Origin of the sequence: Acinetobacter sp. UNC436CL71CviS28, from assembly GCF_000620525.1 — a bacterium.
Classification (GTDB): Bacteria; Pseudomonadota; Gammaproteobacteria; order Pseudomonadales; family Moraxellaceae; genus Acinetobacter; species Acinetobacter radioresistens.
Genome location: NZ_JIBB01000039.1, coordinates 1 through 23,252, shown reverse-complemented (window position 1 = coordinate 23,252; position 23,252 = coordinate 1). Strand labels below are relative to the sequence as shown.

General features: G+C 42.2%; 22 protein-coding genes. 10 read left to right on the top strand and 12 right to left on the bottom strand.

Features of this window, described 5'->3' with window-relative positions:
- Positions 1-38 precede the first annotated feature (38 nt).
- Entirely contained in the window at positions 39-1,148 is a 1,110-nt protein-coding gene (gene pheA, locus N518_RS0112595; RefSeq protein WP_005026705.1) for a prephenate dehydratase, read from the bottom strand.
- A 548-nt stretch (positions 1,149-1,696) separates the two neighbouring features.
- On the opposite strand from pheA, the gene N518_RS0112590 reads away from it, so the two are divergent.
- On the top strand, positions 1,697-3,415 hold the full coding sequence (locus tag N518_RS0112590) for a long-chain-fatty-acid--CoA ligase (protein WP_005026707.1): 1,719 nt from the start codon (positions 1,697-1,699) through the stop codon (positions 3,413-3,415).
- A 54-nt stretch (positions 3,416-3,469) separates the two neighbouring features.
- Here N518_RS0112590 and N518_RS0112585 read toward each other — a convergent pair whose 3' ends face one another.
- Complete coding sequence (locus tag N518_RS0112585; RefSeq protein ID WP_005019587.1) at positions 3,470-4,609, bottom strand: acyl-CoA dehydrogenase family protein; 1,140 nt, start codon at positions 4,607-4,609, stop codon at positions 3,470-3,472.
- 150 nt (positions 4,610-4,759) lie between these two features.
- Positions 4,760-6,103: a dicarboxylate/amino acid:cation symporter gene (locus N518_RS0112580; protein ID WP_005019585.1), complete on the bottom strand. Its 1,344-nt coding sequence runs from the start codon at positions 6,101-6,103 to the stop codon at positions 4,760-4,762.
- 430 nt (positions 6,104-6,533) lie between these two features.
- Here N518_RS0112580 and N518_RS0112575 point away from each other — a divergent pair, with 430 nt between their 5' ends.
- The gene (locus N518_RS0112575) at positions 6,534-7,535 is read left to right on the top strand and encodes a glycosyl transferase family protein (RefSeq protein ID WP_026444351.1); all 1,002 of its coding nucleotides are present in this window, start codon (positions 6,534-6,536) and stop codon (positions 7,533-7,535) included.
- A 99-nt stretch (positions 7,536-7,634) separates the two neighbouring features.
- The gene (locus N518_RS0112570; protein WP_005406314.1) at positions 7,635-7,976 is read left to right on the top strand and encodes a DUF2004 domain-containing protein; all 342 of its coding nucleotides are present in this window, start codon (positions 7,635-7,637) and stop codon (positions 7,974-7,976) included.
- A 97-nt stretch (positions 7,977-8,073) separates the two neighbouring features.
- Here the strand turns inward: N518_RS0112570 and N518_RS0112565 are convergent, their stop codons facing one another.
- Both N518_RS0112565 and N518_RS0112560 read right to left on the bottom strand, forming a co-directional pair.
- Complete coding sequence (locus N518_RS0112565) at positions 8,074-8,346, bottom strand: YeaC family protein (RefSeq protein ID WP_005019580.1); 273 nt, start codon at positions 8,344-8,346, stop codon at positions 8,074-8,076.
- A 2-nt stretch (positions 8,347-8,348) separates the two neighbouring features.
- On the bottom strand, positions 8,349-9,254 hold the full coding sequence (locus N518_RS0112560) for an NAD(+) kinase (protein ID WP_005019578.1): 906 nt from the start codon (positions 9,252-9,254) through the stop codon (positions 8,349-8,351).
- Positions 9,255-9,445: 191 nt separating this feature from the next.
- Here N518_RS0112560 and mrcB point away from each other — a divergent pair, with 191 nt between their 5' ends.
- Positions 9,446-11,848, top strand: coding sequence for a penicillin-binding protein 1B (gene mrcB, locus N518_RS0112555; protein ID WP_005026715.1), 2,403 nt, complete (start codon positions 9,446-9,448; stop codon positions 11,846-11,848).
- Positions 11,849-11,866: 18 nt separating this feature from the next.
- On the top strand, positions 11,867-12,421 hold the full coding sequence (locus tag N518_RS0112550; RefSeq protein ID WP_005026717.1) for a tetratricopeptide repeat protein: 555 nt from the start codon (positions 11,867-11,869) through the stop codon (positions 12,419-12,421).
- 31 nt (positions 12,422-12,452) lie between these two features.
- On the opposite strand, the gene N518_RS0112545 is transcribed toward N518_RS0112550, so the two are convergent.
- Positions 12,453-13,352 carry an NUDIX domain-containing protein gene (locus tag N518_RS0112545; RefSeq protein WP_005026719.1) on the bottom strand — a complete coding sequence of 300 codons (900 nt, stop codon included), beginning with the start codon at positions 13,350-13,352 and terminating at the stop codon, positions 12,453-12,455.
- Positions 13,353-13,489: 137 nt separating this feature from the next.
- Here N518_RS0112545 and hemP point away from each other — a divergent pair, with 137 nt between their 5' ends.
- Positions 13,490-13,660 (top strand): hemin uptake protein HemP, encoded by a 171-nt coding sequence (hemP, locus tag N518_RS0112540; protein WP_005019570.1) that lies wholly within the window; start codon positions 13,490-13,492, stop codon positions 13,658-13,660.
- Between the two features lie 65 nt (positions 13,661-13,725).
- On the opposite strand, the gene N518_RS0112535 is transcribed toward hemP, so the two are convergent.
- The 4 genes from N518_RS0112535 to N518_RS0112520 form a co-directional block, all read right to left on the bottom strand.
- The gene (locus N518_RS0112535; protein WP_005026723.1) at positions 13,726-15,072 is read right to left on the bottom strand and encodes an ATP-binding protein; all 1,347 of its coding nucleotides are present in this window, start codon (positions 15,070-15,072) and stop codon (positions 13,726-13,728) included.
- On the bottom strand, positions 15,073-15,732 hold the full coding sequence (locus tag N518_RS0112530; protein WP_005026728.1) for a response regulator transcription factor: 660 nt from the start codon (positions 15,730-15,732) through the stop codon (positions 15,073-15,075).
- Between the two features lie 154 nt (positions 15,733-15,886).
- Positions 15,887-16,246: a NirD/YgiW/YdeI family stress tolerance protein gene (locus N518_RS0112525; RefSeq protein ID WP_005019560.1), complete on the bottom strand. Its 360-nt coding sequence runs from the start codon at positions 16,244-16,246 to the stop codon at positions 15,887-15,889.
- A gap of 92 nt (positions 16,247-16,338) precedes the next feature.
- A complete protein-coding gene (locus N518_RS0112520; RefSeq protein ID WP_005026730.1) occupies positions 16,339-18,096 on the bottom strand; it encodes a GspE/PulE family protein in 1,758 nt (585 codons plus the stop codon).
- Positions 18,097-18,401: 305 nt separating this feature from the next.
- Here N518_RS0112520 and N518_RS0112515 point away from each other — a divergent pair, with 305 nt between their 5' ends.
- A complete protein-coding gene (locus tag N518_RS0112515) occupies positions 18,402-19,346 on the top strand; it encodes a GGDEF domain-containing protein (protein ID WP_005026732.1) in 945 nt (314 codons plus the stop codon).
- A 2-nt stretch (positions 19,347-19,348) separates the two neighbouring features.
- On the opposite strand, the gene tsaA is transcribed toward N518_RS0112515, so the two are convergent.
- The gene (gene tsaA, locus N518_RS0112510; protein WP_005026734.1) at positions 19,349-20,050 is read right to left on the bottom strand and encodes a tRNA (N6-threonylcarbamoyladenosine(37)-N6)-methyltransferase TrmO; all 702 of its coding nucleotides are present in this window, start codon (positions 20,048-20,050) and stop codon (positions 19,349-19,351) included.
- Positions 20,051-20,151: 101 nt separating this feature from the next.
- On the opposite strand from tsaA, the gene N518_RS0112505 reads away from it, so the two are divergent.
- From N518_RS0112505 to N518_RS0112495, 3 genes are all read left to right on the top strand, one after another.
- Positions 20,152-20,931, top strand: a complete 780-nt coding sequence (locus tag N518_RS0112505; protein ID WP_005026736.1) for a ferredoxin--NADP reductase — start codon at positions 20,152-20,154, stop codon at positions 20,929-20,931.
- 211 nt (positions 20,932-21,142) lie between these two features.
- The gene (yegQ, locus tag N518_RS0112500; RefSeq protein WP_026444350.1) at positions 21,143-22,537 is read left to right on the top strand and encodes a tRNA 5-hydroxyuridine modification protein YegQ; all 1,395 of its coding nucleotides are present in this window, start codon (positions 21,143-21,145) and stop codon (positions 22,535-22,537) included.
- Position 22,538: 1 nt separating this feature from the next.
- On the top strand, positions 22,539-22,802 hold the full coding sequence (locus N518_RS0112495; RefSeq protein WP_005019547.1) for a YfhL family 4Fe-4S dicluster ferredoxin: 264 nt from the start codon (positions 22,539-22,541) through the stop codon (positions 22,800-22,802).
- A gap of 210 nt (positions 22,803-23,012) precedes the next feature.
- On the opposite strand, the gene N518_RS16345 is transcribed toward N518_RS0112495, so the two are convergent.
- A partial coding sequence (locus N518_RS16345) for an FAD-dependent oxidoreductase (protein WP_034594045.1) occupies positions 23,013-23,252 on the bottom strand: 240 nt, incomplete at its 5' end.

The following is a 23,252-nucleotide window of genomic DNA, read 5'->3' as shown; positions in this document are numbered from 1 at the left end:
TAAAAACTACTACTGCCATGATCTAACAGGTCTCAGCTTTATAGTACAGCAACCGGATAAGAACCCAGTACACGCAGTTCTTTAACTATTGGACGGATTTCTTCGATTGCTGCCGCAACATTTTCCTGCTCGATATGGCCTTCCAGATCGATAAAGAATACATAAGCCCATTTTTCTGGCAATGCAGGACGGGTTTCAATACTGGTCAGGCTGATGTTGTGCTTGGCAAATGGAGCCAGAATTTCCAGTAAGGCACCCGCACGGTCATGAGCAGAAATCAATAGTGAAGTTTTATCATTACCGCTTTGTGGAATCTTCTCACGGCCAATCACCAGAAAACGCGTAGTATTTTCAGGATTATCCTCAATATTGCTGTGCATAATTTCAAGGTTATACAAACTGGCCGCAATATCAGAAGCAATTGCAGCTGAATGCCATTCGTTACGGATACGACGTGCAGCTTCTGCATTCGAGTTCAGCGCTACCCGCTCAACGCCCGGATAGTGTGCATCCAGCCAATGACGACACTGTGCCAGTGTTTGCTGGTGGGCATAGATTTGTTTGATACTGTCTTTACGGGTATTTTCAGATACCAGAAACTGATGATGAATACGAAGTTCTACTTCGCCAATTACATTGAGGCTTGAACCTCTAAAACAGTCCAATGTATGGTTTACAACACCTTCAGACGAGTTCTCAACAGGTACTACACCATAATGGGCACTACCTGCTTCTACCTCGCGAAAGACTTCATCAATCGTTGCAATTGGACGAACCAAGGCATCCTGTCCAAAATGTTTCAGTACGGCAGAATGGGTATAGGTACCTTCCGGCCCTAAAAAAGCGATGCTTTGTGGTGCTTCAAGAGCGAGACAGGCAGACATGATTTCACGAAACAAGCGCGCCATGGTTACGTCTGATAAAGGTCCATCATTGCGTTCCATAACTTTACGCAAGACTTGTGCTTCACGTTCAGGGCGATAAAACAACGGGTTTTCTTCAGCAGCAAACTTTGCTTCTGCAACCGCTTCGGCCAGGCTGGCACGGCGGTTAATCAGCTCTTGTAATTGCTGGTCAACAGAGTCGATTTCATTACGGATCTGTTCCAGATTGAAAGAGGATGAATTTTTCTGATCATCATGACCCATTGTTATATTGCCCTTGGAAAACATGTATACAAATTAGTATAACAATAGTTAGCTTTTAAATGTTGCGCAATCTGACTTTGATTGAAATAGATGCAAAAACAGCCAGTTGCTACTTTGGAACACCTCGTTAAATTTTCTTAGCCTTAATACTCTGGCTCTTTTTATAAAAAGAACTGTGGATGATTTGGAAAACAGATATGTAATGTGTATTGGCTCTTAATTTAATTCCATCAACTTATAAAAGTTATTTCAAAGAAAAGTTATCGGCTGATGTATTTTGCCAGTTAGCTTATTTTAATATCTCAGTCTGGCTGTCGAGTATAAATACTTCAATTTTTTATTTTTATAAGCAAATATCTGTATTCTATTTCATTTTTTTTAATGTGAGTCTCTTATATTGAGTATTTGACCTATTCAAAAATCAAGTTACTTCTATTTAATAGAATGCCTTTGTATTGGCAGATTTAATCATTGTGAAAGTTTGATAGTTCTATAATTTTAATAACAGGTCAGGTACAGACTGAATCAACAATTAAAAGGAATAATAAATGATTTATGCACAACGCCCATGGAAAAAGAACTTGCCAGCCAGCCTGCAAGACTATCAATTTGATGCCACATCCATTCCACAAAATTTAAGTGAGCTGTTTGATAAAGCAGTGCATGATTTTTCAGATGCGGCTGCATTTAGTCTGGTTCTGCCTACGGGCCTCGCAAAGACATTAAGTTTTAAGCAGATTCAGTATTATTCTGACTTGCTGGCACGTTACTTCCAGCATGAGCTTCAATTACAACCAGGTGATGTTGTAGGCTTGCAGATGCCAAATTGTCTGCATTATCCAATTGCAGTTTTTGCCTGCTGGAAAGCTGGCCTTATTATTACCAATATCAACCCGCTTTATACCGCACGCGAACTGGAGTATCAGCTTAACGACAGTCAGGCAAAAGCTTTAATAGTTTCAGACATGTTCTTAGCTACTTTTGAAAAAGTAATTGCGAAAAATAATGATCTTAAATCTCTTGCGCTGATTACAGCGAGTTTAAGTGACTTTTTTGATGCGCCGTATCAGGCGCTGATTGCTAAAAAAATAGAAACAGACGCCGAAGCTCAGGGACGTTCGCTAACACCAAGCATTGACTACTTTTCTTTTTCACAAGTTTTTAAAAAAGCAGAACAGCTACCTGAATTACAATCACAGACGACCGCAATCGCGCTGTATCAATATACAGGCGGTACAACAGGTCGCAGTAAAGGGGCGATTATTACGCATCAGAATTTACTGTCCTTGGTACGCATGACCGGAGATTATTTGCGTGCGCACAATTCAGCTTTTAATCAGCAAGACAGTATTCTGACTGCTATTCCGCTTTATCATATTTTTGCATTCAGTGTTAATTTTCTGATGTTCTTTGAAGGCGGATCGCATAATATTCTGGTTCCTTCACCGCGTCCTGTCAGCAATTTAAGGCCGGCATTTGAACAGTTTAAGATTACCTGGTTGACCGGAGTTGATACATTATATGCAGGATTACTGGCTGAAGACTGGTTTGTGCAAAATCCGCCAGAGCTCACTTGTGCCATTTCTGGCGGAACAGCACTAAGACCAGCTACAGCTGAACACTGGAAAGCTAAAATAGGTAATATTATTGAAGGGTTTGGCATGACTGAAACGAGTTGCGCAGCCATGCTGCATCCTCCAATTAGCATAATTCGTCAAGGTTCTGTCGGTTTTCCATTACCTGGTTCTGAAATTAAAATTGTAGATGTTCAGGGAAATGAAGTTCCTCTCGGTAGTGCGGGCGAACTCTGTGTAAAAGGTCCGCATATTGTGCAGGGCTATCTCAACCGGCCGGAAGAAAGTGCTGACACCTTTGTAGAGGGCTGGCTACATACAGGTGATATTGCCCAGCTCGATGAAGATGGCTTCTGTTATATTCTGGACCGTAAAAAAGATATGGTACTGGTTTCAGGTTTTAATGTTTATCCAAATGAAATCGAAGCAGTCATTGCCGAGCATCCGGACATTATTGAAGTGGCGGTTATTGGGGTGCCAGATGTACAGACTGGCGAAGCTGTGAAAGCTTATATCGCTACACGTAATCCGTCTCTATCCACTGATGAAATACTGGCGCACTGCAAAGAGCATCTTACCGCCTACAAAGTTCCAAAAGTGATAGAAATTTTACCTGAATTACCCAAGTCAACGGTAGGTAAAATCCTTCGGGCCGAGCTTCGTAATTTACAACAGCAATTGCAGAGTGCTTAATTTCACGCCACTAAAATAGAAAAGCCTGCGGAAGCAGGCTTTTTTATCTTATCTTTATTTTCCAAGCAGGCTACGCGCCACGATCTCTTTCATGATTTCATTGGTACCACCATAAATCCGCTGGATTCTGGCATCTACAAAGAAACGTGAAATCGGATATTCGGACATATAGCCATAACCACCAAACAGCTGAAGCAAGTTGTCAGCAACTTTCATCTGCATATCGGTACTAAAACTTTTTAAAGCGGCAGCTGTAGCAACATCGAGCTGGCCCTGCTGATAGAGCTCTACATTTCGCTCATAAAATGCAGCTGTAGCCAATTCATCAATCTTGGCCTGTGCCAGTACAAAGCGGGTATTCTGGAATTGAGCGATCGGCTGACCGAAAGCTTGGCGCTCCTGAACATAAGCTGTAGTTACATCAATACTGCCCCGTATAGCACCCAGAGCAGTAGCAGCTATCGCAGTACGCTCGCGTGGCAACTCCTGCATCAGATAAGCAAAGCCTTGCCCCGGCTGACCAAGTAACTGGTTTTGGGGTACTTTAATATTATCGAAGAACATCTCTGAGGTATCTTGTGAATGCAAACCGATCTTGTCCAGATTGGTTCCTTTCTTAAAACCATCCAGATGGGTATCAAGCAGTAAAAGCGAAACACCTTTAGCTCGGGCTTGTGGATCGGTTTTAGCAGCCAATACTACCAGATCTGCGTGCTGCCCATTAGAAATAAAGGTTTTGGAACCATTTAATATATAACTGTCATCTTGCAAAATTGCGTTGGTTCGCATTGACTGCAAATCAGAACCAGCCCCCGGTTCAGTCATGCCAATTGCACCCACCACTTCACCACTCACCATTTTAGGTAACCAGTACTGCTTCTGTTCCTCACTACCAATATTCAGAATATAAGGAGCAGCAATTTCTGAATGACAGGATATACCTGTCGATAGTGAACTATAACCAGCCCGGGCTGACTCTTCTACCAACATCAGTGAATAATAGGTAGGCACGCCATAGCCGCCATATTCCTCAGGTACATCTACACAGAGAAAGCCATTTTCACCTAACAGGTTCCAGACATGCCGTGGCATGATTCCGTCACGCTCCCACTGTTCATAATGGGGTGCAATATGCTCTTTCATAAAACGTCTAAAGTTATCACGGAATAATTCCAGATCGGCATCATGCTGCATGTCTTATTTCCTTTTATCAGTTTGTTAGTCAGCTTCTGTTTTACTCATGCTAGTTATTTTCCGAAAAGATGTCATGACCTGATGAGTTTTTATTGCTGTTCATAAAGCTAAAAAAAAGGAAGCCGAAGCTTCCTTTTTGTTCAAATATTTTTAAATATGTCCTGCTTTCTGCTCAAGCATCTGACGGTCTACCTCACCCGGATTAGCCAGAGCTTCATTCAGCTTGTCTTTGTCTAGCTGGCCTACCCATTTGGCAACTACAATAGTTGCCAGTGAATTACCCACCAGGTTAGTCAAGGCACGCGCTTCAGACATGAAACGGTCGATACCCAGAATGAGTGCCAGACCAGCGACAGGAATATGACCTACAGCAGACAGGGTTGCTGCCATAACAATAAAGCCCGAACCGGTTACCCCTGCTGCACCTTTAGATGAAATCAGCAGAACCAGCAGCAAGGTAATTTGATGAGTTACATCCAGCTGGGTATTGGTCGCCTGTGCAATAAAGATCGCGGCCATAGTCAGGTAAATTGAAGTACCGTCCAGATTAAATGAATAACCCGTTGGAATAACCAGACCCACTACAGACTTCTCACAACCTGCAATTTCCAGTTTCTTCAGCATACGCGGTAAAACTGACTCGGAAGAAGATGTACCTAGTACAATCAGAAGCTCCTCACGGATCAGGCGGATCATTTTAAGAATACTGAAACCGCTAATGCGTGCAATGGTTCCTAGCACGATAAAAATAAACAGCAGACAGGTAATATAGAAACAGAGAATAAGCTGACCAAGCTGAACCAGTGAACCTACACCATATTTACCAATAGTAAAAGCCATTGCACCGAAAGCACCAATCGGAGCCAGCTTCATGATCATGTTTACAATGTTAAAGAACACATGCGAGATTTGATCAATAAACTTAAGTACTGGCTTACCGGCATCACCAAGTTTGTGCAAAGCAAAACCAAACAGGATAGCAAAGAGTAATACCTGAAGAATTTCACCATTTGCAAATGCTCCAACTACAGTCTCAGGAATAATATGCAGCAGAAAATCGACTGTAGATTGCGACTCACCCGAAGCGACATATTTCTGAATACCCGCAGTATCCAGAGTTGCCGGATCAACATTCATACCTACGCCAGGCTTGGCAATATTAATTACCAGCAGACCAATCAGCAGGGCAATTGTCGAGACAATTTCGAAGTAAAGTAAGGCAACACCACCAGTCTTACCCACTGACTTCATACTTTCCATACCTGCGATACCACTTACCACAGTACAGAAAATCACAGGCGCAATAATCATCTTAATTAAACGAATAAAGCCATCACCTAACGGCTTAAGCTGTTCGCCCAAACCTGGTACCTGCTGCTCAACACCATTCATGAGGACAGTAGTACTCGGGAAGTAATGCCCCACAAGAACACCTGCGATAATCGCAATAATCACTTGAAAATAAAGTGATTTATAAATCGGTTTTTTAGCCATAACTTTTCTTCATTACATATCTCTGGACATGGTCAATACCCAGCGCAAGGTCTATCCTTAGGAATACACAGCCCTGAAATTTCATGTAAAAACAAAAAGGTAAAGAACTTTTTACCTATACAGGAAATATTCAGCATGAAAATAATTCGCCTTAAAAAACGAATTTGGGACTTAACATCAATGACTTAGACTTCAGACCTATAAATAGTAGAATCTATTAATGCAGGAGAAGATTAAATTAACTTAACAAAGTCTATCTGAGGCGGATTTTACTTGAAGGAAATATCATAATGGAATGGTTATTTTTAAGTCTGGCTAATCTGTATACAATTCCTTATTAGACATTAGTCTAACCCCACCAAAGTTTTACACACCTTGTTGTTTTATGTCATAGTGGAAAAACTTACTTATTATCTAATTAAAATTGTCAATGAACACCCGTAAAAATCTTTATAAAGAGTTTGAGCATCCTTTTGCACAATATGTCCGGATTATTGGCAAAGGAAAAAATGGTGCGAGGTCATTAACTTATGAAGAAGCCTATCAGGCATTCAGCATGATCCTCAAACAAGAAGTTCTGGATGTTCAGCTCGGTGCATTTCTGATGTTGTTACGTGTAAAAGAGGAATCTGTTGATGAGTTGGCAGGTTTTGTACAGGCTACCCGTGATCAGCTAAATTTTGCCCCTTTATCCGTTGATCTGGACTGGTCTTCATATGCCGGCAAACGAAAACATTATCCCTGGTTTCTGCTGGCAGCATTAACGCTTGCCCAGTCGGGTTATAAAGTATTTATGCATGGCGCATCAGGTCATACCCTTAACCGGCTCTATACTGAACAGGTGCTAGAATACTTAGGCTATTCCATCTGTCAAAGTGAACAGGATGTTCAATACGAACTCGAACAACATAATTTTGCCTATCTTCCCCTTGAGGCGATTTCCCCTGTCTTAAGTGATTTGATCTCGCTCAGAAATGTTATGGGCTTGCGTTCCCCTATTCATACATTGGCACGCCTGATTAATCCATTTAATGCCAAGGCTACATTACAGGCAATTTTCCATCCGGCTTATCGCAGTTCTCATCAGCAGACTGCATCACGGTTAGGCTACCAGAATAGCGCTGTCATCAAGGGTGAAGGTGGCGAATTTGAGCGTAACCCGGATGCGCGCACACTGATTTGTGGTATTAAAAATAGTGAGCTGTATGAATATGAACTGCCCAAACTGACACAAGAACGCAGCCTTGCTGAAGAAGAGTTGAATCTGGAGAAATTTAAAGCAGTCTGGGAAGGCAAACGAACTCATGTATATGGTGAAACAGCTGTCACAGAAACAATGGGAATTGCTTTATATACGATGAGTGTTTGTAGTACCTATGACGAAGCCATGTTAAAAGCTAAAGAACTATGGGCTACACGGCACTCTTCCTAAATGTAAAAAAATTATTTTGGCTTACCAATTCTGGTAGGTCAAAGTCATAACGCCCGAGTATTTTTATAAAAATTTATATATAACAATAAAGAGTAAAACATGAATAAAGAGCTATCTGCACGCGCTGTATTACAGCAGGCTGCCATAAATAGTACCCATCCTTTTCATAATGCCATTTTAGAGTTCATACAGCATCATCTTGATGAAATTGAGACATCTTACTGGCAAAAATACTTTCACACCGCTCAACCAAGCTTAATTCAAGTTGTAGAAAAACTTGAGTTTAAAAGTAATACGCTTCCAGATGATGAGCTAGACATAGAGGAGATGACATATTATGAAAACCATCTGGACTTTTCTTTGCCAGATGAAATTAGCCAATATGTAATATGCGTGGTTTTTGAAGAGGACAGCATTATTGATGTCTGTATGGAAAGCTGAAAGTTACAATAAAAAAGCTTTTACTTTGACTTAAATCTAAGGCCTCAGTAAAAGCTTTTAAGTACAAAGACTGGATTATCTTTGCCTATATATAAAGTTAAACAAAACGAATCGGTTTAAATTCTTCATCCTGTTGTGGCTCATGTGAGTCACAGTGCTCATCTTCTTTTTTGCTGCCACGGTTAATATAACCAGTGCGCTCCTCTTCAGGCAGGTGTTTAACCTCCCAGGCAATCACAGCCTGCAGACAGGTTTCACGTTGCTCCTGAGTAAGTGGCTCGCCATTTGGCCATTTGCCGATTTCAACGGCAGTTCTCAGACGTTCTACAATCTCAGGATTTAAAACGGCAAGCATCTGTTCAATATTCATGATCAATCCTGTTGATGAAAAGAGTCAAAATCCTGATTCCAGCCCAGCTTGGTACGACATGCCATATAAAAGTCATAACCAGGTGGATGCAGCAAATTTAACTTGAAGGGATATTTACGGATATGCAGGCAATCTCCGACGTTCAGGGAAACGCTGTTCTGACCGTCGGCACTCACCATTGGCATCACACGATTTTCACGTATAGCCAGTTTAATTTCACTATGTCCGCCCACAACAATTGGACGCGATGATAATGTATGGGGATGCATTGGCACCAATACAATAGCATCCATTCCCGGATGTACAATCGGGCCACCACCTGAGAGTGCGTAAGCTGTAGAACCAGTCGGTGTAGAAACAATCAGTCCATCACTATGCTGACGATAGACATACTGCCCATCAATATTCATCTCGAAATCGATCATATGAACTGACTTGCCTGAATGCAGCACAATATCGTTTAGAGCAATTGCATTATAGATGATATTGCCCTGTGACCGAATTTCCATTTCCAGAAGAAAACGGCGATCTAGCTGGAATTCTCCACGCAACACCTGATCCAGCTTAAAAATTACTTCAGAGGGTTTTATATCGGTCAAAAAACCTAAACGTCCACGGTTAACACCGATTACTGGTGTATTGTGATGGACCAGAGCACGTGCTGCGTGGAGCAGCGAACCATCTCCACCTACGACAATAACCAGATCAACAATTTCACCCAGCAGTGCCCGACTGACTGTTTGCGGATCTGTATAGGGCACCAGCTGTGCAGTTTCCTGATCAAATACCGGATGCAGACCGCGACTCACCAGGTGGTCATGAATCAAACACAAGGTCTCTACAACAGAGGATTTATCGGGACGTCCTAATAAGCCAATATTACGAAAAGTCTTATGTGTTATTTGCACGAGATCGCCGGACTCCTTTACGGTTCTTGGTTATAATAACACTATCAAAGTTGTTTTAAAAAAACATTCAAAAACCGCAACAGTAAAAGTGAGCAAGTTCCCAATTTGAGTTTATTCACAGTTTAAGCATTGCAAAATTGGTGAAAGCTTCGCATGATTAGCAAAATTTATTTGGGTAATGTCTTCCGTTTATGAAGTTTGAACGTGGTATTGGCTTGATTGCACTCATTTTTTCAGTGCTTATTATTGGGGGCTTTGTCGCCTTTGGAATATATTTAATCCGCTTAGATAATATTATCCGGGACAAATTTGAAGGACAGCGCTGGGATATTCCGGCGAAAGTTTTTGCTCGCCCTCTGGAAATCTATACCAATGCCCCGGTCAATCAGCAAGACTTTGCCCAAGAACTTAAATTGCTCGGCTATAAATCGGCAAGTAGTTATGATAAGTCAGGTTCATATGTATCTCAGGGGAATACCTTATATGTCCATACCCGGGGCTTTGATTTTGGTGATAGCGTAGAACCAGAACAGATTCTGGAATTAACTTTTAATGACCAGAAGATCAGCGAAGTACGCACAACCAAACCCTCTACAAGTGGTATTACCCGTCTGGAGCCCTTATTGATTGGCGGTATTTATCCGCAGCATAATGAAGACCGGGTTCTGATTAAACTGAACCGTGTACCAAAACCGCTCATTGAAGCTTTAATTGCGACTGAAGATCGGAACTTCTATCATCATCATGGTGTTTCAGTGCGAGGCATTGCCCGGGCTCTGGTCAGCAACCTGACTGGTGGACGCCGCCAGGGTGGATCTACTCTGACCCAGCAGTTGGTTAAAAACTTTTACCTGTCACCTGAAAAAACCTATAAACGAAAGATTAATGAAGCCCTGATGGCCATGCTCATCGAACTTCATTATGACAAAGATGAAATTCTGGAAGCATACCTGAATGAAGTAAATCTGGGCCAGAATGGTAATTATTCAATTAATGGTTACGGTCTGGCTTCCCAATTCTATTTTGGTCTGCCTTTACGTGAACTGAATATTTCACAGCAGGCTTTCCTGGTAGGCCTGGTACAGGGTCCTTCCTTATATAACCCGTGGCGTAATCCTGAAGCGGCTAAGAAACGCCGCAATGTAGTACTAAAAAACATGCAGGTGATGGGTTACTTGACTGAAGCTGAATATGAAGAAGAAAGTGCCCGCCCATTAAATGTAATTAGCAAGCCAACTTTAGGACCAGCCAAATTTCCAGATTTTCTCGATATCGTACGCCGTCAGCTACGTACCGAATATCAGGATGGCGACCTGACCAATCGAGGCTTGCGTATTTTTACAACACTTGACCCGATTGCCCAGACCCGTGTGCAGACAGCTTTCAAAAATTCTGTAGAACGTTTATCCAAGCGTAATCCAGGCCGTTTAAAAAACCTGCAGGGTGCAGTACTGATTGCTCATCCGGAGAATGGAGAACTCATAGCTGCTGTTGGTTCAACTCAGGATTTTACTGGCTTTAACCGTGCTCTTGATGCCAAACGTCAAGTAGGATCACTTTTAAAACCGGTGATCTATCTGAGTGCTATTGAGTCAGGGCGTTATACCTGGGCCAGTTCGATTCAGGATGCTGCTATCAGTATTCCAATAGATAAAAGCAAGGAATGGACACCCAAGAATTATGCGGGTGGTGAATATGGTGTAGTCAGCATGATGCAGGCGCTGGCTAACTCTTATAATCTGTCTGCTGTACGACTTGGTCAGGAATTTGGCCTCTCGACATTTACCAATCAGTTAAGAAAATTTGGAGTGACTTCAAACATTCCAGCCTTTCCGTCTATTTTCTTGGGCGCTGTCGAAATGTCGCCAATGGAAGTCATGAGTATTTATGAAAACTTCGCGACTGGTGGTTTCAAATATCCACCACGTGCCATACGTACAGTAGTAGATGCAGATGGCCGGCTATTGGACCGTTACGGACTGGATGTACAGCAGACCATCGACCCGTCGAGTGCCTATATTCTAAACTATGGCCTGCAGCAGGTCATGAACATTGGTACTGGGCGTTCTGCATATAACAGTTTTCCAGCCAGCCTTAAACTGGCCGGTAAATCAGGTACCACCAATGACACACGTGACTCATGGTTTGCAGGCTATTCAGGCAATCATCTGGCAGTAGTATGGCTAGGGCTAGACAATAACAAGGTAACGGGCCTTACTGGTTCTACAGGTGCATTGCCGGTATGGATTAATGTAATGAAACAGTTGAAACAGGAACCGGTCAATCTGCGCCAGACTGATAATGTACAGTGGCACTGGATTGACCGCGCTACCGGTTATTTATCTGCTCAGGGCTGTGAAGGTGCCATGTACATTCCTATACTGCGTCATACAGTACCACGCCGAGCTACTGCCTGTGGCCTTTCACATTATCAGGTCGAACCAGTTTACACACCTGATACCGAACATAACGACGCACCTGCGCCTGAAGAAGATAGTATCGAAAACTATATCCGTGAAAGCGAGACTGAAATGGAACAGACGTTACCGTCTTCTGAAGGCCGAATCATCTCAAGCGGAAGTTATGAAAATTAAATGCTATAGAGAAAATTTGTGAATCATATAAAACCTGGCATATTTGCCTTAGCATTGCTTGGAGTGGCTGGCTGTCAGACGGCGCCTCTACCTCAGCCTGAAGAACAGAAACTGGCACCAAGACCTGTTCCTGAAGTGCAGGCTACATCTTCGGGCGTAAAAATTACTCCGTATGAGCCGGAAGAAATTAAACGCCAGAAGGTGCAGATAGTGGTGCCTGAGCAAAAGGTTCAACAGCAGTTCAAGGATGGTCGTGAACTTCCTGCATTCCGGAAAATGATGTTGCAGACACAAACTGCTTATAAACAGGGCCAATGGTCTCAGGCTGAAAGCTATGCATTGCAAGCACAAAGACTGGCTCCTCAGTCCGCTGAAACCTTTTTGTATCTTTCAATGATTGCTAATAGACAAAACAAGCCAGCTAATGCGGAAGCACTGGCTCGCCGGGGCTTAAGCTATGCACAGAGCAATCCAATGAAAAAGCAGCTCTGGTTAAATATCTTAAAAGCGGCTCAATCTCAGAAAAACAGTAAAAGCATTCAAGAAGCCAAAACAGCTTTGAATACATTCTAGCTTCTTGACCTGTTTAAACTGGTTTCTTTACTTAGATATGACGGATTCCGGCAATACCATAGGCGCCGTACTGCCGGGCACACTCCAGATCCTCTCTAGACAATCCGCCTAGAGCAAAAACGGGCACATCGGCCTGATGAGCAAGTTCTGCAAATGCATCCCAGCCTAATGCTGGTGCTTCTGGATGAGTCGGAGTAGCCTGTACAGGGCTAATAAGTACAGCCTCGCACCCGATTTGAACAGCATGCTGTACTGAAGCAGCATCATGGCAGGCAGCAATATAACGAATCCCAATACATAGTTCGCCTTTTTTCAGAGACATCTGTTCAGACTGTTTTAAATGTACAGCAGCGATGTGATGTTGCTGTTCAACATTAAGAGACCGCCAGACTTGATAAGGCACTATTAATTTATTTAGTTGCTGAATGCTATATTCCAAAAGCCAATTTTTATCAATTTCAGCCTCTTCAGGCCGCCAGTAAAAGAGCATATCTTGAGCTAATTGCTCTATCGCTGAAAGTGCTGTACCAATCCTGATTGAATGTGGCCAATATAACCGCTCAATCACTGGCTGATTAGCAGCTGGAAAATCAAGTGTTTGTAATTTTTCACGTGTGTACCAAGCCCATGGTTTCTGAATCTGGTTTAACATCTCCTCTGGTACATGTGCAAAGAACAGATGCAAATGTACTGTAATATCGTCATATTCATGACAGATCAGGCTAAAAGGATGCCAGTCACTCAAGCCAACCCCGACTTCTTCATAAATTTCACGCCGACAGGTTTCTTCAGGAGTTTCATTCCCTTCAACTTTTCCACCTGGAAACTCATACTTGTTACCTTGGTGCTGCTTAGCTTCTCGCCAGCCAACCAATACTTTTGAACGATGAAACAATAAAGCGACAGCAACATGCACGATAGGCTTAGACATTGAATAATCCGAGATAAGCTTTTACTTAGTGTAAGCAAAAATAAGAAGTTTATAAATTCTTAAAATTCTATTTGACAGACTCATTCGATAATGATTATCATTTATTTGAATTCTTGCACACCACGGAGCTATAACAAATGAACGCACCATTCAACCTATTTGCACGCCAGACTCAAGCCAGCACTTCTCTGCCAATGCTACAATCCAGCAATCTTTTTGCACTCGGGCGTGAAATCCGTATTATGCATGCGGGTGAAGAGTACCGCTTACGTCTGACCCGCAACAATCGTTTAATTCTAACCAAATAACTATTTACAGCTTCAAAAAATAATAAACGTGGAAACAGGCAGTATGGCTCTCCCATACTGTTTTTTTATTTATATTCTATCTGATGGGCTTTTAAAAATAATAAGGTAACCTTTAAACCACCATAGTCTGAAGGGGTAAATTCGATATAGCCTCTGTGTAGTTCCATAATTTTTCGCGCTATAGAGAGGCCTAGACCTGAGCCTGATGTTCGTGTACCTAATCCACGAAAGAAACGCTCGCCTAAACGCTCTAAAGTATTTGAATCTACCCCTGCTCCGTTATCTTCAATCATTAACCGGTAGTGATGCTGCTCGTCTTTTAAGGTAATATAAACTGCACCATGTTCAGGTGCATAGCGGATTGCATTATCAATCAGGTTACGGATACAGGTAAATAAGAGTTCCTGATTTCCATATATTTCTGCGTGTGGTAATGCAGCTATTTGATGAATACTTACTTGACGCTCCTGTGCAAAAAGTTCCAGTGAGTATACAACCTCATCAATAAGTGGCTGGAGCTGTAGCAGACTACCAGGCATCTGCTGATATGCAGCAGGGTCAAGTCTGGCCAGTAATAACAAATTTTCCAACACCCGGGTACTACGGGTCACATCATTCTGAATAGCTAACAAGTCAGGAACAAGTTCAGGAATGTGGCTATATTTACGTTTTAAAACCTGTAAACGCATAGCAATTGCAGATAAGGGTGAACGCAATTCATGGGATGCATCGGCTGTGAAGCGTTGCTCGGCAGTCAATGCCCGATCCAGCCGGCTCAATAACTGATTCAGCGAATTTATAACAGGTTCAATCTCCTGTACCAATGGCTGCTGTTCAATGGGTTGTAAATCGGATGGTGACTTCTGGGCAATCGTTCGACTGAGCTTTTTTAAGGAACGCAACTGCCGCTGTATACCAAAATGACTCCATAGCCATTGAACCAGCCAGACCAGCAACAATACAACAGCGTAAATCAGAATACTTCTGATAATATCCTTAAAACGAACAGCCAAGGGCTGGATCAGTTCAGCCTTCAACTGTTTATCATTAGTCTGCGCCGTATAGCTACGCCACAAGTGACCATTTTTCCAGACCAGTCCAAAATCTTGTGGCAGGTCGTTAAAAAGCTGTTGCTGTAAGTGGGTAGAATGGGCCAGCGTACGCCCTTGCCAGTTTAGTTGATACTGAATATCAAATTCATTACTCAGTTCGTCAAGCTGTCCCGAATTCGCAGACAAATCAGAAACCAACAATGTATCTGCGAGTTCGTCCATAATCTCGTCATGAACCTGCATGGCATGATAAACAGCAATACCAATCAGCAGCAAAAAGGCCAGCAGTCCCGCCAAAATACTGCCCAGCATAGTAGTACGGATGAGTTGAGACTGTAAAGAATCTGGCTTTGCATTCATTTAGGCTTCGCCCATACGGTAACCTAAACCACGAATAGTCCTGATTGTGTGGCTACCTAACTTTTTGCGTAATTGATAAATATAGACTTCAATGGCGTTACTTTCGACTTCATCCCCCCAAGCGTAAATCGACTCTTCCAGCTGTTCACGTGTCACCACATGATTCGGATGTTGCATCAACTTATACAAAATCTGGAATTCTCTGGCTGTCAGGTCACGGCTTTCGCCTTCCTGCTGTACCGTTTTTGCTTTCGGATCCAGACAAATATTATTCCATATCAGTGTCTGGCTTTGTCCCGCTTGCAGGTTTCTCATCTGGCTACGTATACGTGCTGAAAGTTCTTCCAGGCTAAATGGCTTGACCAGATAATCATTGGCACCGAGGTCTAATCCTTCCACCCGGTCACTGATACTGTCACGGGCTGTCAGAAAAATAACAGGAGTCTGGGCCTGATGTTGTCGCAGGGTCTTTAAAATTTCATCACCACTGGCATAAGGCAACCCCCGGTCGAGCAAAATACATTCATAGTCGTGCTGTTTAAGAGCAGTCATCGCATAATCTCCCCGCTCTACCCAATCTACACTATAACCGTCCAGTTCCAGCCAGGTCTTTATACTTTCACCTTGAGAGGTATCATCTTCAACCAGTAAAATTCTCATCCTTATTTTATATCTCTGTTTTTATGTATCTTGATAGTGCCCTGAAAAGTTGAAATATTCAAAGCCCAATAAAAAAACCACATTACTAAAATGGCAAGTAATGTGGTTTCTAAGGAGGATTAACAAAACACGAAACAACTACAGCTTAAAAACTTTAAAATTTCACTGAATCTACATCAATTTCTACACGTTTAGTCGGTTTATAATCGATATCAACTTCGCCGGTCAATGTTACGGTTGTAGTTGGAGAAATAGGTTTACCTTGCCATAATTCATCATCAATATCGGCAGTAATTGTGCCAGTCCGGTCACGGAATTGATATTTCTCATCGCCTAAGGCTTTTACCACCTGACCACGCAATTGCACACGGGTATCATCTTTTGCGGTCAGTGCCTGTTTTACCGTAGTAACCTGGGCCGTTTTGATTGCTGCATGATTCACGGCAGTATTTGCCATAGCCACGCCACCAATACTTAGAGCACCTGTTAACAAAGCCAGTTTCGCCATATTCATACGCACTTTACCTCGTTTATTTACTCATTATCGAATAAGAGTATTAAAACAGCTAAAGATGAATTGAATCTTAAGAAATTAAAATTATTTTATTAATTTAAAGGCACTACGCGTAATACTTCCTCGAGTGTGGTTAAGCCTGCAATTACCTTTCGGGCGCCTGCAATACGCAATGGCTCCACCCCTTCTTTTTTGGCCTGCTGACGAATCTGATCGAGCGATGCATCAAGACTGATCTGCTGTTTGAGTGCCAGACTTACTGGCATAAACTCATAAAGACCTATTCTGCCTTTATAACCTGTGTTACGACAGACTTCACAGCCCACTGCCTGATAGACTGTATTTGGAACTTCCATAATATAGTCAAAAGTTAAATGTTCCCATTGATGTTCATTAATTTGCCCCTCTTCTTTACAGTGAGGGCATAAGGTACGAACCAAGCGCTGAGCCAATACGCCTAAGATTGTGGCTGAAGTCAAAAAAGGCTGCACACCGAGATCATGTAAACGGGTTAAGCTAGAAGGCGCGTCATTGGTATGCAAAGTTGACAAGACCAGATGCCCAGTTAAGGCTGCCTGAATTGCCATATTGGCTGTATCCTGATCTCGGATTTCGCCAACCATAATAATATCAGGGTCTTGTCGCATCAGGGCACGTACCCCGTCTGCGAAACCCAGGTCAATTCCATGATTAACCTGCATCTGGTTAAAGCTTGGCTCCAGCATCTCGATCGGGTCTTCTATGGTACAGACATTAACCTGTTCGGTTGCCAGCTGTTTTAGGGAAGAATATAGCGTTGTGGTTTTCCCTGAACCAGTCGGGCCAGTCACCAGTATAATACCGTGACTATGCTGAGTCATTTCCTGCCATGCATTAAGCAGACGCCCTTCAAAACCCAATTGCTGAAAGCTACGGACCAAGACTTCAGGGTCAAAAATCCGCATAACCAGTTTTTCCCCAAACGCCGTAGGTAAGGTCGATAAGCGCAGTTCCGTTTCCTGGCCTTTAGGTGTACGCGTCTTCAGACGGCCATCTTGCGGTTTGCGCTTTTCAGCAACATTCAGACGCCCCAAAATTTTTAACCGGGAAATTACTGCCGTCAGTGTGCTGGCCGGCATGTTGTAAATCGTATGCAATACCCCATCTATCCGAAAGCGGATTTTGCCGTTATCTTTACGTGGTTCCAGATGAATATCACTGGCTCCCTGCTCAAATGCAAACTGTAAAATCCAGTCCACCAATTTTACAATATGCTGATCATTAGCATCAGGATTCTGAGTATCACCCAGCTGTAAGAGTGCCTCTACGCCTTTATTAGTACGATCGTGTGTGCTGCTTTTTTGAGAAGAGCTGACCGCGCGGCTAACCTGATAGTATTCCACTAGATACCGCTGCAACTGTTCAGGGTTAAGGAGCACTTGCTGGATTTTTTTAGGCCTTAAGCTTCGTTCAAGATTAGTAATCCATTCAGTCATAAAAGGCTGGTCTGTACCAATCAATACCTGATCTGCCTGAACTTCAACTGCTAAAATATGATTTTTAACAGCAAATTCCTGCGACATGATTCCAGTCAGTGCAGTTACATCCGCCTTTAAAGGATCAATAACATAGAAAGGAATTTCAGCTTTTTCGGCCAGCCATTGGCATAAGCGAGTTAATGTCAGGGATAACAATGGATGCTGTTGATCTTTGAGATTAAAATTTGCAATCCATTGCAGGGGATGCCATTTAAAATGCTGTTTTTGCCGCTGGGTGGTCTGAACCAAATGTTTGTCGCGCTCGGTAATCCGGCCGTCTTTTTGTAAATGGTCCAGGCACCAGACTGTATCTATTTCAAAATTAAACTTCACTATTATATCCCCTGCATCCTTAAATACTATAACAGAGTTATTTTCTGATGCAGTACAGGGCCATATAAAATTAATGGATTGTTTATAGTTAATATAAAAAATATTATTTTTTAAAGATATAAAAAGCTTTTAGAAGTAAAGTCTTAATCTTGTAAGACAAAATATTATCACTTCTACCTTAAACTTCAATTATTATACTTAGATTATTTTAAAATCATTAATACCAGTTTTTTAATTAAATAAAATACTTTAAATTAAATAAATAACTAGCTCTTCGCCAGGTATTTACACTATAGGTTCAATGGATGAGCAATGCGAATTTCGGAAGTTTTCAGGAAGCCGGTAAAGCCGTATTAGGTTATTTGCATAAACGCTTCGGCTTCAGTTTATGGATGATTACACGGGTGGAAAGTGATAACTGGATTGTTTTACAAAGTGAAACGACGGGTTATGACATCCAGCCTGGTCAGGTCTTTCGCTGGGCAGATTCTTTTTGTGCACATATGGTTACTGGTGATGCTCCTAAAATTGTACCCCGCTCTGAAGATATACCCTTATATGCAGCGGCGCCTATTGCCAAGCAAGTCAGTATCAGAGCTTATATTGGCCAGCCGTTGCTTAATGAAGATGGCAGTCTGTTCGGCACACTCTGTGCCATTGATCCTCACCCCAAACCTGATTCAATTGTCCATGATGCTGACCTGATTGAAGTTTTCGGTGGCCTGCTTAGCCGGATTTTACAGGTTGAACTACGTGAAAATGAGCAGATCCGCCAGTATGAGCGCCTACAGGTTGAAGCTTTAAGTGATGTACTGACCGGTTTATATAACCGTCGGGCATGGGACCGGCTGGTCAATACAGAAGAAGAACGCTGTAAACGGCATGGACATCCTGCTGCGGTCTTTATTATTGATCTGAACGGTCTAAAAGAAGTAAATGACAACCTGGGGCATGTAGCAGGAGACCGTTTTATTCGACAGGCTGCTGAGATATTAAAGAATAATGCTCGTAGCAATGATATTGTTGCTCGGCTTGGCGGTGATGAATTTGGTATTCTCAGTATTGAGAACAACCAGGCAGGCGCAGAACTTCTATTGCAGCGGATGTTAAAAGCACTGGAAGAAGGTGGCGTTAGTGCCGCTGTTGGTTATGTTATGCGGCATCCCTCTAAAGGCTTATTGACTGCTGTCACAGAAGCCGATCAGAAGATGTTTGAACATAAACGCCGTATCAAATCCAATCTGAACTAATTTCAGACAAGGTCAATAATAATAATCTGCTCTGCCTGTACGCTAAAGCTAATATCAAGATAAGCAAACTTCATCTTATAAATACGTTCAGGATCTTCCTGATAAGCCGGACGTGGATCAAATGATAAAACATCATTTAACTCCTGAATAAGTTGATCGCTCAGCTCAAGCACTTGCTGTTTTATTAAAGCCTCTTCCGACCAGCTTACTTCTTTGCGAAGTGGCTCTTCCTGCGCATAACCGCTCTGTGCATGGGGAATAGCATCTGAATAGTGAATATAGGGTTTGATATCCAGAATGGGGGTGCCATCAAGCAGATCGCTTCCGGTAACATACACTCGCAGTGCTTTGCCCACTTTTTTTACTTCTTTAAGCTGTACCACTGACAGGCCCACTGGCGCTGGACGGTACATACTTCGGGTTGCAAACACCCCAAGCTTTTTATTACCCCCTAGACGTGGTGGACGCACTTGAGGCCTAAACTTATCAGTCTGGTCCTGAGACTTATTGTCATGGAACTGCCATACCAGCCATAGATGGCTAAATGCCTCAATACCTGCAAATGCCAGCAGATCATTATAGGGAGGTAACATATCAATATAGGACTCAATCTGAACCAGATTGGGCTGGCGCGGTATTCCAAACTTTTCCTGATAGGGAGATTTCATATACCCGATAATAGGGAGTGATACAGTAGGCTTCATCACTTTTGCTTATAAACACAATTAAATATATTCAGTTTATCGAGAATGTTTTTAGATTAGAATAGCAAGCTGTTTAATTTGATAGATAATTGAGACCTTTAATGGCTGCGTTTAACGTCGAAAAGATTACTCACGTTCACCACTGGAATGACACGCTATTTAGTTTTAAAACAACTCGTGATCCGAGTTTACGTTTTAAAAATGGGCAGTTTGTGATGATTGGACTTGAAGTCAATGGCAAGCCATTAATGCGAGCTTATTCTATCGCCAGTGCAAACTATGAAGAAGAACTGGAATTTTTCTCGATTAAAGTACAAGATGGTCCACTTACTTCAATTTTGCAGAAAGTTCAGGTGGGTGATGAGATTCTGGTCTCACGCAAGCCGACAGGTACACTGGTACTTGATGATCTGCTGCCAGGCAAAAATCTATGGCTACTTTCCTCAGGAACTGGCCTAGCTCCTTTCCTGTCTGTTATTCGTGATCCTGAAACTTATGAACGCTTTGAGAAAGTTATTGTTGTACATGGTACACGTTACATTTCTGAACTGGCTTATCAGGACCTGATTTTAAATGAACTACCAAATAATGAGTTTTTCCAGGACTTAGATATTCAAGATAAACTGGTGTACTACCCGACTGTAACCCGTGAAGAGTTCAAAACTCAAGGCCGTTTAACCGCTCTGATCGAATCTGGGAAAATTTTTGAAGATTTAAATCTGCCTGCATTTAATCGTGAAGATGACCGTGCAATGCTGTGCGGCAGTCCGCACTTTCTGCGTGATGTTGCCGGTTTGCTAGATCAGCATGGCCTGAAAGAATCGCCGCGTATGGGTGAAATGGGCGATTACGTTATTGAACGGGCTTTTGTTGAAAAATAAGATGAGTTAAATAAAAAACCGGGTGATAATGCCCGGTTTTTATTATAAAAAAAACTTTCTACTAAAATTTAAGATTTCATTCGCCAGACTTAAATCAGAAACTTTCTTAACCTGATAATTCTAAAAATCCCAACTGTTTTACTGGGTTGAATCCTTTTTTCAAATCCATACAATAAAGCCATATTTTATTTATGCCTTTTGCTTTATTGCCATGACTCTCTCTTACGTTACTGAACTTCTCTCTCCTGCCGGCTCACTTAAAAATATGCGTTATGCTTTTGCCTATGGTGCAGATGCAGTCTATGCAGGTCAACCACGTTACAGTCTGCGTGTTCGTAACAACGAATTTGATCATGACAACCTAAAAACAGGTATTGAAGAGGCACATCAGTTAGGTAAAAAGTTTTATGTAGTCGTGAATATTCAGCCACATAATAGCAAGCTTAAAAATTTTATACGTGATCTGGCACCTGTAGTTGCCATGAAGCCGGATGCACTCATTATGTCCGATCCGGGCCTCATCATGATGGCACGTGAACATTTTCCTGATATGCCCATTCATCTCTCTGTGCAGGCTAATGCAGTAAACTGGGCGACTGTTAAATTCTGGAAAACCATGGGGCTTACGCGCGTGATTCTATCACGTGAACTTTCTCTTGAAGAAATAGAAGAAATCAAACAAAACGTACCCGATATGGAAATTGAGGTTTTTGTACATGGTGCCCTGTGTATGGCTTATTCAGGCCGCTGCCTGCTGTCTGGTTATATGAATAAGCGTGATGCAAACCAGGGTGCATGTACCAATGCCTGTCGCTGGGAGTATAGAATTCATAATGCTATTGAAGATGAAACAGGTGACATAATTGCTCTACAAGATGTGCCTAAAGGTTGCTGTAACAAGACTGAATTAGACCAGCAACATATGCTTGGCCAGCAACAGGTTAAAGAGCCCGTACTGTTACAGCGCAATGAAGAAGATATGTTTGCAGCAGAAGAAGATGAACATGGCACCTACTTTATGAACTCGAAAGATTTGCGTGCGGTACAGCATGTAGAACGGCTAACTAAAATGGGTGTACATTCTCTCAAGATCGAAGGTCGTACCAAATCTTATTTTTACTGTGCACGCACTGCCCAGACCTATCGCAAAGCGATTGATGATGCACTGGCAGGTCGACCTTTTGATACATCACTATTTACACAGTTAGAAGGTCTGGCCAACCGGGGATATACTGAAGGCTTTCTGCGTCGACATGTACATAGTGAATATCAAAATTATACCACCGGCTCATCCCGCTTCGATCATCAGCAGTTCTGTGGTGAAGTTTTGGAGCGGAATGGTGATTACATCCAGATTGATGTAAAAAACCGTTTTACGGTGGGCGATTCTTTAGAGTTGATGACTACGCGAGGTAATATCACTTTTACTCTGGCTGAAATAAAAGACAAAAATGGGGACCTGATTATGGAAGCTAAAGGTTCAGGACATATTGTCGAGATTCCTATACCAGCAGAGGTCGATATACAATATGCCCTGCTCATTCGTAATCTTCCAAACTCGGCTGTAGATATCTCTGCCGCCTCATTAGCATATACAGCAGAATAATATGGCTCTTCATATTACGCAGCAATGTATTAACTGTGATATGTGTCTACCAGAATGCCCGAACGATGCTATTTATGAGGGTATAAAAATCTATGAAATTGATGCAGAACGCTGTACTGAATGTGTAGGATTTTATGAACAGGAAACCTGTATGGCTGTCTGTCCAATTGACTGTATCGAGCTTAATCCTCAATATATAGAAACTCAGGAACAGCTTTTGGAAAAATTTAAACATCTGAACCAGTTTAAAAAGCAAAACGAATAAAACCTTAAATACTAAAAATAGAGATTTATAGCCAAAGCTATATAACAGATAAAAGCCAAAGTGTGGGGGCACTTTGGCTTTTCTGCATTTATTCTTAATGTATTGAATATAAAAAAGGAACCTGGCTGTTAGCGAGACCAGATTCCGTAAAGAGGTAAAACATAAATAAAATTATCAAGCTGAGAAACCGGAGTCCCTCAGTTTATCTGGTTACTGACCGGAGCGGATAATGTAATCAAAAGCAGAAAGCGACGCTTTTGCACCTTCACCTGTAGCAATGATGATCTGCTTGTACGGTACCGTTGTACAGTCACCCGCCGCAAATACACCTTTTACGTTGGTCTCGTTACGCTCGTTCACCACAATCTCACCGCGGTTACTCAGCTCGACTTCTGACCCTTTCAGAAAGTCAGTGTTCGGCAGCAGACCAATCTGTACAAAGATACCCGC